The 16,773-nt window shown below is 64.2% G+C and carries 10 protein-coding genes; 7 read left to right on the top strand and 3 right to left on the bottom strand.

Going from position 1 to position 16,773, the window contains the following annotated elements:
* Positions 1–255 precede the first annotated feature (255 nt).
* The 3 genes from pks2 (at position 256) to MPSD_RS11700 (ending at position 9,140) form a co-directional block, all read left to right on the top strand.
* The gene (gene pks2, locus MPSD_RS11710; protein ID WP_232022876.1) at positions 256–6,471 is read left to right on the top strand and encodes a sulfolipid-1 biosynthesis phthioceranic/hydroxyphthioceranic acid synthase; all 6,216 of its coding nucleotides are present in this window, start codon (positions 256–258) and stop codon (positions 6,469–6,471) included.
* A gap of 53 nt (positions 6,472–6,524) precedes the next feature.
* Positions 6,525–7,181, top strand: coding sequence for a class I SAM-dependent methyltransferase (locus MPSD_RS11705; protein ID WP_086084712.1), 657 nt, complete (start codon positions 6,525–6,527; stop codon positions 7,179–7,181).
* Positions 7,182–7,520: 339 nt separating this feature from the next.
* Positions 7,521–9,140, top strand: coding sequence for a hypothetical protein (locus tag MPSD_RS11700; protein WP_036426671.1), 1,620 nt, complete (start codon positions 7,521–7,523; stop codon positions 9,138–9,140).
* Here MPSD_RS11700 and MPSD_RS11695 read toward each other — a convergent pair.
* From MPSD_RS11695 to rfbH, 3 genes are read right to left on the bottom strand one after another with little or no spacing between them, the layout of a single operon-like run.
* Positions 9,107–9,607 (bottom strand): GtrA family protein, encoded by a 501-nt coding sequence (locus tag MPSD_RS11695; protein ID WP_020725029.1) that lies wholly within the window; start codon positions 9,605–9,607, stop codon positions 9,107–9,109. The two genes, MPSD_RS11700 and MPSD_RS11695, sit on opposite strands and share 34 nt — an antisense overlap.
* Positions 9,604–10,620, bottom strand: coding sequence for a CDP-glucose 4,6-dehydratase (gene rfbG / locus MPSD_RS11690; RefSeq protein WP_012394086.1), 1,017 nt, complete (start codon positions 10,618–10,620; stop codon positions 9,604–9,606). The genes MPSD_RS11695 and rfbG overlap by 4 nt, the downstream gene beginning before the upstream one ends.
* Before the next feature lie 2 nt (positions 10,621–10,622).
* Entirely contained in the window at positions 10,623–11,966 is a 1,344-nt protein-coding gene (rfbH, locus tag MPSD_RS11685; RefSeq protein WP_020787744.1) for a lipopolysaccharide biosynthesis protein RfbH, read from the bottom strand.
* Between the two features lie 177 nt (positions 11,967–12,143).
* Here rfbH and rfbF point away from each other — a divergent pair, with 177 nt between their 5' ends.
* The 4 genes from rfbF (at position 12,144) to MPSD_RS11665 (ending at position 16,659) form a co-directional block, all read left to right on the top strand.
* Positions 12,144–12,920, top strand: a complete 777-nt coding sequence (rfbF, locus tag MPSD_RS11680) for a glucose-1-phosphate cytidylyltransferase (protein ID WP_015356050.1) — start codon at positions 12,144–12,146, stop codon at positions 12,918–12,920.
* Positions 12,921–12,928: 8 nt separating this feature from the next.
* Positions 12,929–13,873 carry a glycosyltransferase family 2 protein gene (locus tag MPSD_RS11675; RefSeq protein ID WP_020787745.1) on the top strand — a complete coding sequence of 315 codons (945 nt, stop codon included), beginning with the start codon at positions 12,929–12,931 and terminating at the stop codon, positions 13,871–13,873.
* Positions 13,870–15,690, top strand: coding sequence for a thiamine pyrophosphate-binding protein (locus MPSD_RS11670; RefSeq protein ID WP_020787746.1), 1,821 nt, complete (start codon positions 13,870–13,872; stop codon positions 15,688–15,690). The genes MPSD_RS11675 and MPSD_RS11670 overlap by 4 nt, the downstream gene beginning before the upstream one ends.
* Before the next feature lie 165 nt (positions 15,691–15,855).
* On the top strand, positions 15,856–16,659 hold the full coding sequence (locus tag MPSD_RS11665; RefSeq protein WP_223161481.1) for an aldolase/citrate lyase family protein: 804 nt from the start codon (positions 15,856–15,858) through the stop codon (positions 16,657–16,659).
* The last annotated feature ends 114 nt before the right edge of the window (positions 16,660–16,773 follow it).

The raw sequence follows: 16,773 nt of genomic DNA, 5'->3' as shown, positions 1-16,773 counted from the left end.
CGGCGCAGCACAAAACGGCCATCACATGACAAACTGCGCGCTGCCGCGGCATTGGACAGGTCCCGCGACACGCATTTCCCAAGACGCTCGCTTTGCGTGGCTGGGCGGCCGAACCGGCTACGCTGCGGATGCTGCCAACTCCAATAGACGTCAAGAGACTTACTTCAATCCAATAGACGTCAAGAGACTTACTTCAATAGATGTAGAGATCGGTCTGTGGCTAAATCACATGTCACCCCCGTAGCGGTGATCGGAATGGGGTGCCGGCTCCCCAAGGGCATCGACTCTCCGGAGAAGTTCTGGACGGCGTTGCTGCGCGGGGACGACCTGATCACCGAGATTCCCGCCGACCGCTGGGACGCCGATGAGTACTACGACCCCGAACCGGGCGTGCCGGACCACTCGGTGTCGCGCTGGGGCGGATTCCTCGACGATGTGGCCGGTTTTGATCCGGAGTTCTTCGGGATCAGCGAGCGTGAAGCCATCGCGATAGATCCCCAGCACCGCTTGCTGTTGCAGACGTCATGGGAAGCCGTCGAGCATGCCGGCATGCCACCGATGTCGCTGAGCGGCTCGCTGACCGGGGTGTTCGTCGGGATGTGTCATGACGACTACGCATTTGTCACCGACGATGCCGGCGCGCTGGGTGATGCCTACGCGTTCACGGGAACCGCGTTCAGCATGGCTTCCGGTCGGGTGTCCTATGCCCTGGGCCTGCGCGGTCCAGCCATGACGGTGGATACGGCCTGTTCGTCGAGTTTGCTTGCGGTGCATATGGCCTGTCGCAGTCTGGACGGGGGTGAGAGTGACCTTGCTCTGGCGGGTGGCTGCATGCTCATGCTCGAACCGGATGTGTTCAGCTCGGCATCCGCGCAAGGCATGCTCTCTCCGACTGGCCGTTGCCGCACCTTCGATGCCTCCGCCGATGGGTTTGTCCGCTCCGAGGGCTGCGCAGTGTTGGTGCTCAAGCGGCTTCCCGATGCCGTGCGCGACGGCGATCGAGTCCTTGCCGTGCTGCGCGGCACGGCAACCAACCAAGACGGACGCACCGACAACATCTCGACCCCCTCGCCCAACGCCCAGGTCGCGGCCTACCGAGCGGCGCTGGCTGTCGCCGGCGTCGACGCCGATACCGTTGGCATGGTCGAGGCGCATGGCACCGGAACGCCGGTTGGTGATCCGATCGAATTCAGCAGCCTGGCACAGGTCTACGGCAGCAACGGGAACCCGTGCGCGGTCGGATCGGCCAAGAGCAGTGTGGGCCACACCGAGGCCGCCGCCGGGGCGGTGGGGATCATCAAGGCCGTCCTTTCCCTCCAACATGGCCTGGTACCGCCGATGGTGCATCACACCCGGCTCCCCGATGAGCTAGCCGAAATCGACAGCGCACTGTTTGTGCCACAAGCGATTACGCCTTGGCCGGAAGGCAACGGCCGGACCCCTCGGCGGGCGGCGGTGTCGTCGTATGGCATGTCGGGCAGCAACGTTCATGTCATCCTCGAGCAAGCCCCCGAGCCGGCCGTTTACCGCAACGGCGCAGCCGGGTTGGGCGATGCGTTGCTGTTCACGGTGTCCGCCAGCTCGACAGAGGCGTTGCGGCAGACCGCCGACCGGCTCGCCGACTGGATCGACAATCACGAAGTATCGCCGTCGGATTTGGCCTACACCCTGGCACGCCGACGGTCCCATCAACCGGTGCGAGCCGGACTCATCGCCGGCGACCGAACCGAGTTGGCCCACCGATTACGCGAGGCAGCCGCCGGCGATACCCCCTATCCGGCCGCCGTCGGCCGCGACGATCTCGGCCCGGTGTGGGTGTTCTCCGGGCAGGGTTCGCAGTGGGCGACCATGGGTGCGAGCTTGCTGGCCAATGAACCGGTTTTCGCCGCTACCGTGGCCGAGCTCGAGCCGCTGATCGCCGCCGAGTCCGGCTTTTCGGTGACCGAGGCGATGACGGCGATGGAGACGGTGACCGGCATCGACCGGGTGCAACCAACGCTATTTGCCATACAGGTAGCGCTGGCACAGGCAATGAGGTCATACGGGGTCCATCCCGGGGCGGTCATCGGCCACTCCCTCGGCGAGGTGGCGGCTGCCGTCGTGGCCGGGGCGTTATCGCTGGCCGATGGGGTGAAGGTCATTTGTCGCCGCTCCCGGCTGTGCACCCGGCTCGCGGGTAGCGGCGCGATGGCGTCGGTGGAGCTGCCCGCCGCACGAGTACGCGAAGACCTGGTCCGTCATCGGGCCAAGGACGTTGTGGTTGCGGTGGTGGCTTCGCCGCAGTCCACCGTGATCGGCGGGGCCACCGACACCGTGCGCGAGCTGGTCGCAGCCTGGGAAGAGCGCGAGGTGATGGCTCGTGAGGTGGCCGTCGACGTGGCATCTCACACCCCGCAGGTCGAGCCGATCCTCGGCGAACTTTCCGAACTACTGGCGGATGTCGAGCCGCTGGCGCCGCAGGTCCCGTACTACTCGGCGACCTCCTTCGACCCGCGCGAACGGCCGCGCTGCGACGCCCGCTACTGGGTCGACAACCTGCGTCATGCGGTGCGTTTTTCGGCAGCGGTGCGCGCGGCACTTGACGACGGCTACCGGGTTTTCGGCGAGTTGTCACCGCACCCGCTGCTGACCCGCGCTGTCGAGCAGACCGCGGCAAGCCTGGATATCCCCGCCGCAGCCCTGCCGGCGATGCGACGCAACCAGCCGCTGCCCCACGGGTTGCGTGGCTTGGTGGCCGACCTGCACAGCGCGGGCGCCGCGGTGGACTTCGCAACGCTATGCCCCGACGGGCAATTGGTGGATGCTCCGCTACCCGTGTGGGCGAATCGTCGTCTCCTGCTCACAGCGGCGGATACCAGGCGACACGGATGCGCCAACAGCGTTGCAGCGCACCCTCTTTTAGGGGCGCACGTCGATCTGCTGGAGGAACCGGTGCGGCACGCGTGGCAGTCCGAAATCGGCGCCGCCACGCCCCCCTGGTTGGGCGATCACCAGGTGAACAGTGTGGCCGCGCTGCCGGGGGCCGCATACTGCGAAATGGCGCTCACGGCTGCCAATACGGTATTCGGCGATCTGTCGGAGGTCGGCGACATCGGCTTCCACGAGATGCTGCTACTCGACGATGAAACCGCGGCAGGCGCTGTCGCTTTGCTCGAGGCACCCGGGATCGCCAGCTTCGCTGTGGACACAGTTCGCGGCGGCGAAAAGGTGCGCCGCAGTACCGCACTACTGCGTGCGGTCGAGCGCGACTCGCAACCGGCGGGCTATGACATCGAGGCGCTGCTAGCCGCCCATGCCTGCCGTCTGGACGGAGACGAACTGCGGGAATGGTTCGGCAAGACCGGAATTCACTATGGCCCCGCGTTCACGGGCCTGGTCGCGGCGCATGTCTGTGAACGCGGCAGCGATGCGGTGCTCGCCGAGATCAGCTCGCCGGGTTCGATGCGCACCCAACAGGCCGGCTATCTGGTCCACCCGGCATTGTTGGACGCCTGCTTCCAGTCGGTTCTCGCGCACCCGGTTGTGCGGGAAATGGGCAACGGCGGCTTGCTGTTGCCGTTGGGTGTGCGTCGGCTGCGTTCCCATGCATCGACCCGCGACGCACGCTTCTGCTACACGCGAGTGACCGCCTGCGGCCATGACGCCGAAGCCGACATCGACGTCTTGGACGAGCATGGGACCGTGCTACTGGCGGCGCGCGGCCTGCTGATGGGTACCGGGCTATCGGAGCTGGCCGACCAGGATCGCTTGATGAGTCGGCACCTGCTGGGCACGGAATGGCAGCAGCGCGAGCTGCCCCAGCCCCAAGCGCCAAACCCCGAAAGCTGGCTGCTGGTCGGGATTTCAGAAACCGCCGATCGACTCACGACGCGGCTCGCCGAGGCGCTGAAGTCGCTTGGCACCGACTGCATCACGACGAGCTGGCACCTGCAGGCCGACCACATCACCGACGCTGAGCGGTTCCGCGATCAGCTGCGCGACCACCGGTTCGCGGGCGTGGTCGTCATGACCGGGACGGGCTGCAGCAGCCCCGTGACCAGCGATTACGTTCGGCATGTGGTGCGTGTTGTTCGGGAGTTGCCCGAGATTATGGGTGAGGCGCCGCGGTTGTTTGTGGTGACGCGGGGTGCGCAGACGGTGTTGGGTGGTGAAAGTGCCAATTTGGAGCAGGCTGGGTTGCGTGGTTTGTTGCGGGTGATTGGTGCTGAGTATCCGCATTTGCATACCACTCATGTTGATGTTGATGAGCACAGTGGTTCTGAGGTGGTTGCGCGTCAGTTGTTGTCGGGCTCTGAGGAAGACGAGACGGCGTGGCGTTGTGGCCAGTGGTATACGGCGCGGTTGTCGCCGATGCCGTTGCGTCCCGAAGAGCGCAAGACCACGGTGGTGGAGCATGACACTGAGGGGATGCGGTTGCAGATCCGCACGCCTGGGGATTTGCAGACGATGGAGTTTGTGGCTTTTGATCGGGTCGCGCCGGGGCCGGGTCAGATCGAGGTCGCGGTCAGCACCTCCAGTATCAACTTCGCGGATGTGTTGGTCAGTTTCGGTCGGTATAACTCCCCCGATGGGCAGATGCCGCAGTTGGGTACCGATTTCGCCGGTGTGGTGACCGCGGTGGGTCCCGATGTCACCGATCATCAGGTTGGTGATCGAGTCGGTGGGATGTCCCCGCATGGTTGTTGGGCCACTTTTGTCACCTGTGATGGCGCGCTGGCTACCCCGATCCCGGCGGGTCTGACCGACGCGCAAGCGGCCGCGGTGACCACCGCGCACGCGACCGCCTGGTATGGCTTGCATGATCTGGGCCGTATCCGTGCTGGTGACAAGGTGCTCATCCATTCCGGAACCGGTGGGGTGGGCCAGGCCGCGATCGCGATCGCGCGCGCGGCCGGAGCCGAAATCTATGCCACCGCGGGCAGCCCCAAGCGTCGCCAAGTGTTACGCGACATGGACATTGAGCATGTCTATGACTCACGCAGTATCGAGTTCGCCGAGGCCATCCGCGCCGACACCGACGGCTACGGGGTCGATATCGTGCTCGACTCGCTGACCGGCGCCGCCCAGCGCGCCGGGCTGGAGTTGCTGGCCTGGGGCGGGCGGTTCGTCGAGATCGGCAAACGCGACATCTACGGCGACACCAAGATGGGCCTGTTCCCGTTCCGGCGCAACCTGTCGTTTTACGGTGTCGATCTGGGGATGCTCTCGATCACCCATCCCCGACTGATCCGCGAGCTGTTGACCACGGTCTATCAGCACACCGCCGAGGGCGTGTTACCCATGCCCCAAGACACCCACTACCCGCTGGCCGAGGCGGCCACCGCGATCCGGGTGATGGGCGCCGCCGACCACACCGGCAAACTGCTGCTCGACATCCCCAGCAGCGGACGCAGTGCGGTGATCCTGCCCCCCGAACAGGTACCGGTCTTGCGCGCCGATGGCTCCTACATCATCACCGGCGGCCTGGGCGGGCTGGGACTGTTCCTGGCCGAAAAAATGGCCACCGCCGGGGCCGGACGCATCGTGCTCAGTTCCCGCTCAGCACCGAGCCAAAAAGCCCTCGAAACCATCGAACTGATCCGCTCGATCGGCTCCGATGTCGTGGTCGAATGCGGCGACATCGCCCAACCCGCCACCGCAGCACGGCTGGTCGCCAACGCCACCGCCACCAACCTGCCCCTACGCGGAGTGCTCCACGCCGCCGCGGTCGTCGAAGACGCCACCTTGGCCAACATCACCGACGAACTCCTCGACCGCGACTGGGCCCCCAAGGTCTACGGCGCCTGGCACCTCCACCAAGCCACCACCGACCAACCCCTGGACTGGTTCTGCTCCTTCTCCTCCGCAGCAGCCATGCTCGGCTCACCAGGCCAAGGCGCCTACGCCGCCGCCAACAGCTGGCTCGACGCCTTCACCCACTGGCGCCACAACCAAAACCAGCCCGCCACCGCCATCGCCTGGGGCCCCTGGGCCGAAATCGGCCGCGCCATCGCCCTGGCCGAAAGCAGCGACGCCGCCATCGCCCCCGACGAAGGCGCCTACGCCTTCCAAACCCTGCTCCGCCACAACCGCACCTACACCGGATACGCTCCGATCATTGGTGCACCGTGGGTGACCGCCTTTGCCGAACGCAGCAAGTTCGCCGAAGCGTTCAAGGCCTTGGAGCAAGGCCGTTCGGGGTCCAGCAAATTCCGTAGCGAGTTGGACGCGCCGCCGTTGGATGAGTGGCCCGGGCAGCTGCGGCGAATGGTGGCTGAGCAGGTCAGCCTGATCCTGCGCCGCACCATCGATCCGGACCGTCCGCTCTCCGAGTACGGGCTCGACTCCCTAGGCAACCTCGAGCTGCGCACCCGGGTGCAGTCCGAGACCGGAATACGGATCAGCTCCACCGACATCACCACCGTACGAGGCCTAGCGGACCACCTGTTTGCCCAGTTGGCGCCGGAAGAAGCCGCAGCATCGTCACAATGAGCACTGAAAGTAGATGCGAATCAGGGCTATTCGCCCTTCGGGACGGATAAGTCATGCGTATCTTGCCGGAGACAACGAGCGTCACCGAGTACTACGGTCACAAGCGGCCGGAGATGTTGCGATTCCTACCGGCCGACGCGCAATGCGTGCTCGAACTCGGTTGTGGTGAGGGCGTGTTCGGTGCCATCGTGAAGCAGAGCACCGGCGCGGAAGTATGGGGCCTCGAGTACAACGAAGAGGCAGCCCAGCGTGCCGGCGAACTGCTCGACCATGTCCTTGCCGGCGACGCCAGCACCCGAATTGCCGAGCTACCCGACAACTACTTTGACGCGGTCGTCTGTAACGACGTGTTGGAGCACCTGGTGGATCCGCTGGACACGCTCAAGCGGCTCAGACCCAAACTCAAGCCCGATGGCGTCGTTGTCGCCTCGATCCCGAACATCCGCTACTTGCCCGCGCTGGGCAAAGTAGTTTTCCGAAGGGACTTCCCGCAGGAGGATTTTGGCATCTTCGACCGCACGCACCTGCGCTTCTTCACCCGCAGCAGCATGGTGCGAATGTTTGAGGACGCTGGGTTTTCGATGCAACGCATCAAAGGCATCAATCCTTTCCTGAGGCCTTTTGGTGCGTTGTTCGTCGCTTTGAGTCTGGGGCACTTCGCCGATGGGGTCTTTCTGCAGTACGCGTGTGTGGCTACTCCAGCCTCTTGAGTGTGGATGAGATTTTCGACTGGGCCGATGTGTACGCGCCGGACGGTGTTGTCCGGGAGATGGTTTGCTCCAAGCACAGCAAGATCGCATCCGACTCCGCGCTCAAAAACGTATGCTCGGACCATGAATCACGCTGTGCCGCCCAGCGACGACACAGATGAACCGATGAACTCGTTCGGTGCGCACGTCATCGGGCCGGCGTAGCGGCATGACCAGCTCCCGGTTCAGGCGCACCGAATCCGTCGGTGTCGAGCCGGTTTTGCCGGCGCTGTCAGAGTTCCTAGCGAAGCATTTCGCGTGACCGTGGTCTAGGCGCAACGTCGCTGCGGATCCGACGCCATGGCAGGCACCGACGACCACCTCCCGAAGGAGCAGATCATCAGCAGCGTCCGCGTACGGTCAGCCCTCTTGTACATCGCCATTGCGGTGGGGTTCGTACTAGCCACAGCGGTCCTGCGTGGCCAGCAGATCAGCGAATGGAATTACCTCAACCCCGATGAGGCCGAGCTGTTGGTTCAGGCACGCGCAGCACGTCACTCACCAGTTCCGTTCAGTACCTGGATAACCGGGACCACCGGCCCGTATTGGACGTTGTTCCTCACCGGTCTTGCTGTCTTCGGTGCACCGTTGACCCTCACCTTCGCCCATTTCTTGGCCGCAGCATTGCTGGGGCTCACCGCCGCCGCCCTTCTCGTCGCCGCTTCCCGCGTCATCGGATTCGGTCCCGCGTGGGTGGTCACTGCCTTGTGGTGGTTTCCCTTCGCCGTGATTTTCCCGGTGGGCGACCCATTGGACTTCGGCGCGCTCGCCACCGAATACCTACCGACATCGCTCGTCGTGACATCGGCACTGGTGAGACGCGAACAATTAGCGGCGCGGCCCTGGCTGTTCGCCGTTGTCGGCGCGCTAGCCGGCGTCGCGGTCGGCTCAAAGTTCCAGGTCGCGCCCTTAGCCGTCGCATTCGCCGCGGCACAAATGATGGTGCTGCACACCCACACCAAGCGCACGGTCGTATCGATGGTTTGGTGGGCGGCGGGCGCGGTGTTACCACTTGCGGCGATCGTACTGACGATCGTGGTTTCTCCCGCGACCAATTGGGTCCTCGTCGATCAGACCCTGTCGTTTTTGGGGTCCTATGCGGGCGGCCCCACCGCGATGCAGAAACTTCTGCACACCTGGGACACGTTCACCTGGCCGGCGGGCTACATGCTGGTGCTGCTCGCCGTAGTGATCTGGCTGGGCCGGCACAGCGACAGGCGGTCGAAACTGGCCCGCGTCGTCGTGATCGGGGGCGGACTGGTGTGCACTCTGATCGGCGGCATGGGCTTCCCCCACTACCTGATTCTGCTTTTCGGAGCCCTCGGCCTGGCCACAACAATGCCAATCAAGCCTGGCGCACAACTGGTTCCCCAGCGTTTGTCACCAGCTCTAGTGGCCAGCGCGGTGGCCGTGGTCACGGTCGTCATGCTCGTGGTCGGCTATGCCATGAATCGGTGGCGACCGCTGTCGCCGCAACAGGCGGCCGCCGCGTTCTCCGCGAATTCGGTCCACCGCAATTCCAGCATGGCCCGTGCCTGCCCGCCCGGCTCGTCCGCCCTGGTTTGGGGCTGGGCGCCCGAGATTTTCGTCGAACAGGACTGGCAGAACACCGTCCCCTATCCCAACGTGCTCGGGATGGCGATCAACCCCGCCATTCGCGAGTCCGCCGAGCCGATCATGCGCGCCGGAATCGACCAGGCAAGTTGCGTCGTCGACGCCACCAACGTCAAACGCCCCCAATGCCCACCCCTGCGCTCCGAGCACCCGCTGGGTTACTGCCTTCCGCCGACGGTGACGCTGGCGCGAATCTATCCGCAACTATCCGAACTGGTGCGCCAACAGTTTCACACCGTCCCCATCATCGATGGCTGTGACGGGTGCACGTTCTATGTGCGCTCCGCATTCGAGGCGTCGTCCTGAGTGTCGGCGGCACTGCGGCGAAACGAGAAGTGCCGGTGGCCGAAATAGCTGAGGAAGGTGCTCACCGCGATGATGACTGCCTGCGCCGTGATGCGTGGGATGCCCATCTCGACCAGCACCGGTAGGGCCACAGCGTTCATGCCCAGCGACGTGAGATACACGCTTTCGAAACGCGCCAGATCGCGCAGCACATGTCCGCGCACGTGGAACACGAATCGCCGATGCATCACGAAGGCGAACAGCACGCTCAAGACATGCGTAATGCCAAGTGTCACCAACGAGCCCGCGACCTTGCCGAACCTGTGGTCGACGAATTGGCCCACGCTCTCCGAGCAGGCGACGAAGATCGCAAATCCGACGACCGTGTTGATTCCGCCCACCACCAGGAAGGCCACTCGCTGGTCGCGGAAGAGCCGGATCAGCGGCCCGGGCGGCGCCGGTTCCGGTGGCAGGTCGAATTCGGTCATTCCAGGCTTTCGAATGCGGCGATCTGGTCTCGGGTGACGGCGAGCGGATCGGCACCGCCATGCACCTGGCGCTCCCAATCGATTGTCCAGGCCACCGCATCGCGGAAACCTAGCCGATTGCGCCAGCCCAGCTCCGCCTGCGCCTTGGCGGCATCGAGGGCCAGCAGATTCGCCTCGTGTGGGTGATCTCCGTCGTCGAGATCCCAGTGTGCGCCGCCGCCCCATAGTTCGGCAGCCAACGAGGCCACCTGGCCTACCTCTACGAAGCTGTCGCGGCCCGGCCCAAAATTCCATTGGCCCAGACCGGATCCGGCCAGCAGCGCGTCGGCGAGGGTCAGGTAGCCATTGAGGCAGTCGAGTACGTGCTGCCATGGCCGCACGGCGCGGGGGAATCTCAGGCGCGGAGCCTGGCCCCGCGCGTAAGCGTCCACCAGGTCTGGGAACAGGCGGTCGCGACTGATGTCGCCCCCACCGATCACATTGCCGGCACGCGCAATGGCTGTGGGGCAATTGGGGAAACTACGAACCCAAGACTGGGTCAGCAGATCCGCCATGGCTTTCGACGCGCTGTAGGGATCGTCTCCACCCAGAGGGTCGGTTTCGACATAGCCGGCCTCCTGGTTGACGTTGCGGTAGACCTTGTCGGTGGTGATGACGACATGCGCACGCACCGAAGGGGTGGCGCCCACGGCCTCGAGCACGTTGAGAGTGCCCATGGCGTTGGTCTCATAGGTGTAGCGCGGGTTGCGGTAGGACTCACGGACCAGCGACTGGGCGGCCAGGTGGATCACGACGTCCGGCGCGACCGCCTGCAACGCTGCCGTGGTGGCCTCCGACTCGCGAATGTCCACCCGCAAATCGGAGACAAGCTGGTCGGCAAGGCCCGCGCGCTTGAACAGGCCGGCCTGCTCGGAATCGAGTGCCAGACCGGACACCTGGTGGCCGCGACTCAGAAGGAGCAACGCCAGCCAGGGTCCCTTGAACCCGGTATGGCCAGTAATCAGGTAATGCACGGCTATCGCGCGGCCTCGGCCATGTACTCGCGGATCGAGTCCGCCACAAAATCCAGCATCGGCTTGGTCAGACCCGGGAAAGTGCCCACCCAGAAGGTCCGATTCATCACGATGTCGGTGTTGGTCAGGTCGCCGACGATCCTGAAGTCAACATTGCGATACGCCGGCTGCTTCACGAGGTTGCCGGCGAACAGCTGACGGAAACCGATCTTGCGCTCATCGAGGAAGCGCATGAACTTGGTGCGTTCCACCGGGTGCGCGGGATCGAGAGTAATCGGGAAACCGAACCACGACGGATCCGAATTCGGCGTGGCCACTGGCAGGATCAGACCTTCGACGCCGGACAGTCGCGCGCTCAGGTAATCGAAGTTCTCCTTACGCGCCTGCACGAATCCGTCGAGCTTTGCTAGCTGAGACAGCCCCAGCGCGGCCTGCATGTCGGTGGCTTTCAGGTTGTACCCGATATGGCTGTAGATGTATTTGTGGTCGTAGCCCTTGGGCAGATCGCCAAGCTGCCATTCGAACCGCTTCTGGCAGGTGTTGTCGTTTCCCGGCGCGCAGTAACAGTCGCGCCCCCAGTCGCGGAAGGACTCGACCTGCTTGCGGACCAACGCCGACTTGACGAACACCGCACCGCCCTCGCCGGTGGTGATGTGGTGTGCGGGATAGAAGCTCACGGTCGCCGTGTCGCCGAAGCTTCCGGTGCGTTTGCCGTCATAGGTCGAGCCGAGCGCGTCGCAGGAATCCTCGACCAGCCACAGACCGTGCTTGTCGCACAGCTCTTGGACGATGTCCAGATCGAACGGATTACCCAGCGTGTGGGCCATCATGATCGCCCGAGTCTTCGGCCCGACCGCTTCGCGCAGGCGCTCCGGGATAGCGTCGTAGGTGCCCAGCTCAATGTCGACAACAACGGGCCGCAGCCCGTTCTGGATGATCGGGTTGACCGTGGTGGGAAATCCGGAGGCCACCGTCAGCACCTCGTCGCCGGGCTCCAGCGGCCGCTTTCCGAACCGCTTCTTGTTCTTCCCCAGCTTTGGGCTGGTCAGGGCGCTCAGGGCACACAGGTTGGCGCTTGAGCCACTATTGACGAAGACGGCGTCACGGGCGCCGACGTAGCGGGACAGCGCCCGTTCGAAGAGCGGATGGAACCGGCCCGCGGTCAGCCAGCCGTCCAGGGACGCGTCAACAAGTGCAGCGAAGTCCTCGGGGTCGAGCACCTTGCCCGACACGGGGACCGGCGTGGTCCCTGCCACGAACTCCGACGTCGCGAGCTTGCGCTTTGCGTAGCCACGAACGGCCGCGAGGATATCGGCACGATCCTCCTCGAGCCCGTTGTCCCCCAACCCATCGGTATCGAGTCTTGAAATGAGATCTCCTCAAGCGTTTGGAATTCATACCGTACGTCGCGACCTCGAAACGCCACCCTGCGTCTCGCGACATTGCTAGTGTGTCACCTGCGCGACGCTGCGTCAGCGAAACCGCTTCGGGGGAATGCTTACTTTGAGATTGGAAGATCCATCATGAAAGCCGTGCTCCTCGCGGGTGGTCTCGGAACTCGTATGCGTGAGGAGACCGAGTTCCGACCCAAGCCCATGGTCGAGGTAGGTGGCCGGCCAGTGCTGTGGCACATCATGAAAGTCCTGGGGCACCACGGAATCTCCGACTTTGTTGTCTGCACCGGCTACAAGAGCGAGTACATCAAGGACTACTTCTCCAACTATGGGGTGTCCAATCTGGACTTCACCATCACCCTCGGCGACCAGTCGAGCATCAAGTATCACGGCTCGCACGACGAATTCAACTGGCGCGTGACGGTGGCCGACACCGGCTTGAGCACGATGACCGGCGGCCGAATCAAACGGATACACAAGTACGTTGGCGATGAGCCGTTCCTGTGCACCTACGGAGACGGTATCGCCGACGTCGACATCCCCGCACTGCTGAAGTTCCACCGCTCACACGGCAAGATCGCCACGGTGACAGCCACCCAGCCGATGAGTCGGTTCGGGGTCATCGACCTGGAGCAGGACGGCGCGGTGGCCAAGTTCCGGGAGAAGCCCAAGACCGAAGACTGGATCAATATCGGCTACTTCATTTTCGAGCGCGGAGTCTTCGACTACCTCGAAGGCGACGAAACCGTACTCGAGGACCAGCCGTTGCGGCGCCTGGCCGAAGACCGCCAGATCGCCGCGTTCCCGCACCACGGCTTCTGGCAGCCGATGGATACCTTTAGGGAGTCACAACTGCTGAACAACCTCTGGAACAGCGGGAATCCGCCGTGGAAAGTATGGGAGTGAGCGTGGGAGTGGGTGCGGGAACGAAGAAAAAGATCGCCGTCATAGCCCCTGCTTACAACGAGAGCGAATGCGTCGAGGAGCTGGCGCGCCAACTGGCCGCCATGTTCGATTCCGAGCCCGCATACGATTTCGAGGCGATCATCGTCGAAAACGGCTCGACCGACGACACGATGGAAAAGCTGCTCGCCATCAACGCGGCCGACCCTCGGTTCAAGATCCTGCAACTGGCGCGCAACTTCCGGATGGACGGCGGATTGACCGCTGGCCTCATCGTGGTTGACGCCGACGCGGTTGTCCTGATGACCGCCGACCTGCAGGACCCACCCGACTTCATCCCGGACATGATCCGGGCGTGGGAGCAGGGTTACGAGAACGTCTACGGCGTGGTCACCGAGCGCGGTGGTGTCGGCCCCATCCGCCGGATGAACTCCCAGCTGTTCTACTGGCTGGCCGGCAGACTCACCGACGATCGAATTACCAGTAACGCCAGCGATTTTCGCCTCGTTGACCGGAAAGTGTACGAGGCGGTCCGGTTAATGGACGAGCGCAACCGGTTCGTCCGGGGGCTTTTCTCGTGGGTCGGCTTCAAATCGATTGGGCTGCCGATGAAGCGGGCGCCCCGCTTCGCCGGCGAGTCCAAGGCCTACACCTTCAAAGTGATGGACCTGGCCGGCAAGGGAATTCTCGCGCACTCCTACGTGCCGCTGAGACTCATCACCCTTACCGGTTTCCTCTTGAGTGCCGTTGCCGCTATCGCGGTGTTCGTGCTCGCGGTGCGCTTCGTCTTCTACGGCGTCCCCTTCCCCGGCTTCGGTTCGCTGGTAAGTCTGATGCTGGTCGGCTTCGGGGTGATTACCCTGCTCTTAGGGGTTGTCGGCGAGTACCTCGCGCTCATCTACGAGGAGGTCAAGCAGCGCCCCAACTTCGTCGTCACTCGAAAGGTGGGCATGTGAGCCCAGCCCCCGCGGAACCCGCCAAGTATTCCGACCAGCTGGTCGACTGGCTGGTGGGTGCCGGCTACACGCACTGCTTCTTTGTCGCGGGCGGCAACATCATGCACCTACTGAACTCGGTACGCACCCGAATGGTGTGCGTACCGTTCGTGCACGAGGTGGCCGCCGCGATCGCCGTGGAGTACTTCAACGCCTCTCGCGACGAGGGAAGCGGCCGCGCCCTGGCCCTGGTGACGGCTGGCCCCGGCCTCACCAATGCAGTGACCGGCATTGCCGGTGCCTGGCAGGAGAGTCGCGAGCTGTTGGTGTTGGGCGGGCAGGTCAAGAGCAGCGACCTGAGCCGTGGCGCGGTGCGCCAGCGCGGCATCCAGGAAATCGACGGCGTGGAACTGGTTAGCAGCGTCACCAAGCGTGCGCTGCGGATCGAGCGCCCGGTTGGCCGCGATGCCATCTTGGACGCCGTGCTCGACGGGCGCACGCCGCGACAGGGCCCGGTCTTCCTCGAAGTCTGCCTGGACACCCAGGCGGCGCTCCCCTTGGCTGGGCAGGATCCGATTGCCGTCCCGGAGGCGGACGCCGTACCAGAGGTTCCCGCGACCGACGTCGAACACGTCGTCGAGTTGGTGCGCGAGTCGCAGCGCCCCGTCGTCTTGGTCGGCGGCGGCGTGAGCCGTGATGCGGTCCGCACACTGGGTGAACGCACGGCGGCCGCCGGCATCCCCATCATGACCACATGGCATGGGGCGGACCGGGTTCCCAGCGAACACCCCAGGTATTCCGGACGCCCGAACACCTGGGGACAGCGCGCCGCCAATCTTCTCGTGCAGCAAGCCGATCTGGTGATCGCCATCGGCACCCGATTGGGGCTACAGCAGACCGGATTCGCCTGGGAAGAATTCGTGCCGATCGGGCGGCTGGTGCAGGTTGACATCGACGCCGCCGAACTGACCAAAGGACATCCACGAGTCGACCTTGCGTTGCATGGCGACGCCGACCGGTTCCTGGACGCCCTGTACTCCGCCGATCTGGGTGATCCCGACCGGTGGCAGCCGTGGCGGGAATTCATCGCGTCGGTGCGCGCCCAGTTGCCGCTGAACGACCCGCAGAACGTCACGGCACCCGGATACGTCAAGCCCTACGAATTCGCGATGCGGCTCGCCGAAGTCGCCGAACCGGATGCCATCGTGCTGCCCTCCAGTAGTGGCGGCTCGTTCACCGTCGCCATGCAGGCGCTACAGCAGCGGGCCAACCAAAAGCTGGTCTCGAACAAGTCGATAGCGGCCATGGGCTACGGGCTGTCCGGGGCGCCCGGGGCGGCCCTGGCCAACCCGGGCCGCCAGGTGTTGTTGACCGAGGGAGACGGCGGGTTCGCGCAGAACCTCCAAGAACTGGGCACGCTTGCGGCAACGGGCGCCAAGGTCAAGGTCTTCGTACTCAACAACAACGGGTACGCGTCGATCCGGATGACGCAACGGAACTACTTCGGCGGCGCCTGGATCGGCTGCGATGGGCAAACCGGGTTGGGCCTGCCGGACTGGGCGGACCTGGCGCGGGCATACCGGATTCCGTTCGCACGAGTCGATGCCGCCGGCGGACTCGATGATCCGTCCATCCGATCGCTGCTGGACGCGGACGGTCCGGCGCTCATCGAAGTTCCGATCGACCCCGATCAGACCTACTATCCCAAGATCAGTTCGGCCGTGCAGGCGGACGGCTCGATGAAGTCGAACCCACTGCACCGGATGAGCCCGGACCTTCCCACTGACGTCGAGGAGCGGGTAACCGTGTACCTGGGCGCGGTGCTACCGCAAGCCTGAACCACCACCGCATGCGACCGAAGGGTAAATACTTGTATCCGCCGCCGCACAAAACTGAGCTCAATTGCCCGCTCCGAGGCGGGTTTTACTGCGCAAATGCCCACGAGGCTGCGTGACCGGCAGTTATACTCTGCACACTCAACGCGAGGCTTTACCAGGGGAGGCATGGTGAACAAGACCGAACGGCAGATGGCCGAAATTCTGCGCGTGGGTAAGGAAAAACACGGCGTAGTGAGCGTCAAGGCGGAGTTCGAGGCCGAAGGCACTCGCATCGACGAGTTGCTTCGTCTGGTCGACATCGCCCGCTCGGCGGGTCTGCCGCTGACGGTCAAGGTCGGCGGTTGCGAAGCCATGCGTGACCTGTTGGAGGCCAAGCAGATCGGTGTGCGCTACATCGTCGCGCCCATGGTGGAGTCCGCCTATGCGCTGTCGAAATACATCGCCGCCAAGAACGCCGTCTATGACGAGGACGAGGAACTCGACACCGACTTCTTGTTCAACCTGGAGACGATCACGGGTTACAACAACCTCGACGAGATGCTTGCGCTGGCCAACAAGGGCCGTGGCGTGCATGGCATCGTCTTCGGCCGGGTGGACTTCACCGGATCGCTCGGACAGACCCGCGAGACCATCAACTCACCCGAGATCACCAAGTATGTGACCACCGTTGCCGAGAAGGCGAAGCAGGCGGGTCTGGACCTGGTCCTGGGCGGCGCGATATCCAGCGACACCCTGGACACCATCCGCGAGGTCGCCAACGTGCACCTGACCCGGTTCGAAACCCGCAAGGTCGTGTTCGACGGCTCGGCCGGCACGCTCGCATCGATATCCGACGGCCTGCTCAACGCGGTCCACTTCGAGTTGCTGTGGCTGCTCAACAAGCGCGACTACTACGGTCACATCACCGATGAGGACGCCAAGCGCATCGAGATGCTCGACGCACGCTGGAAGGTCCTCAATCACCACTGAGGCACCCTTGCAGCGACCACGATTGGCAGGCAACGGGCGGCCAACGGTTTTGGGCGCGTGCCAGAAGGGGAAAGCGAGCGTGACCGAGTCCGGCCCGGCTGCGCTTTCCTTTTC

Source organism: Mycobacterium pseudoshottsii JCM 15466 (genome assembly GCF_003584745.1).
GTDB lineage: Bacteria > Actinomycetota > Actinomycetes > Mycobacteriales > Mycobacteriaceae > Mycobacterium > Mycobacterium marinum.
Note: the sequence above shows the minus strand (reverse complement) of the source record. Positions and strands in the feature narration are given on the sequence as shown.

Excerpts from the sequence above, each read along its gene's own strand:
- rfbF (WP_015356050.1), top strand. The coding sequence starts at position 12,144 with ATGAAAGCCGTGCTCCTCGCGGGTGGTCTCGGAACTCGTATGCGTGAG.
- MPSD_RS11700 (WP_036426671.1), top strand. The coding sequence starts at position 7,521 with ATGGCAGGCACCGACGACCACCTCCCGAAGGAGCAGATCATCAGCAGC.
- pks2 (WP_232022876.1), top strand. The coding sequence starts at position 256 with ATGGGGTGCCGGCTCCCCAAGGGCATCGACTCTCCGGAGAAGTTCTGG.
- MPSD_RS11665 (WP_223161481.1), top strand. The coding sequence starts at position 15,856 with ATGGTGAACAAGACCGAACGGCAGATGGCCGAAATTCTGCGCGTGGGT.
- MPSD_RS11705 (WP_086084712.1), top strand. The coding sequence starts at position 6,525 with ATGCGTATCTTGCCGGAGACAACGAGCGTCACCGAGTACTACGGTCAC.
- MPSD_RS11695 (WP_020725029.1), bottom strand. The coding sequence starts at position 9,607 with ATGACCGAATTCGACCTGCCACCGGAACCGGCGCCGCCCGGGCCGCTG.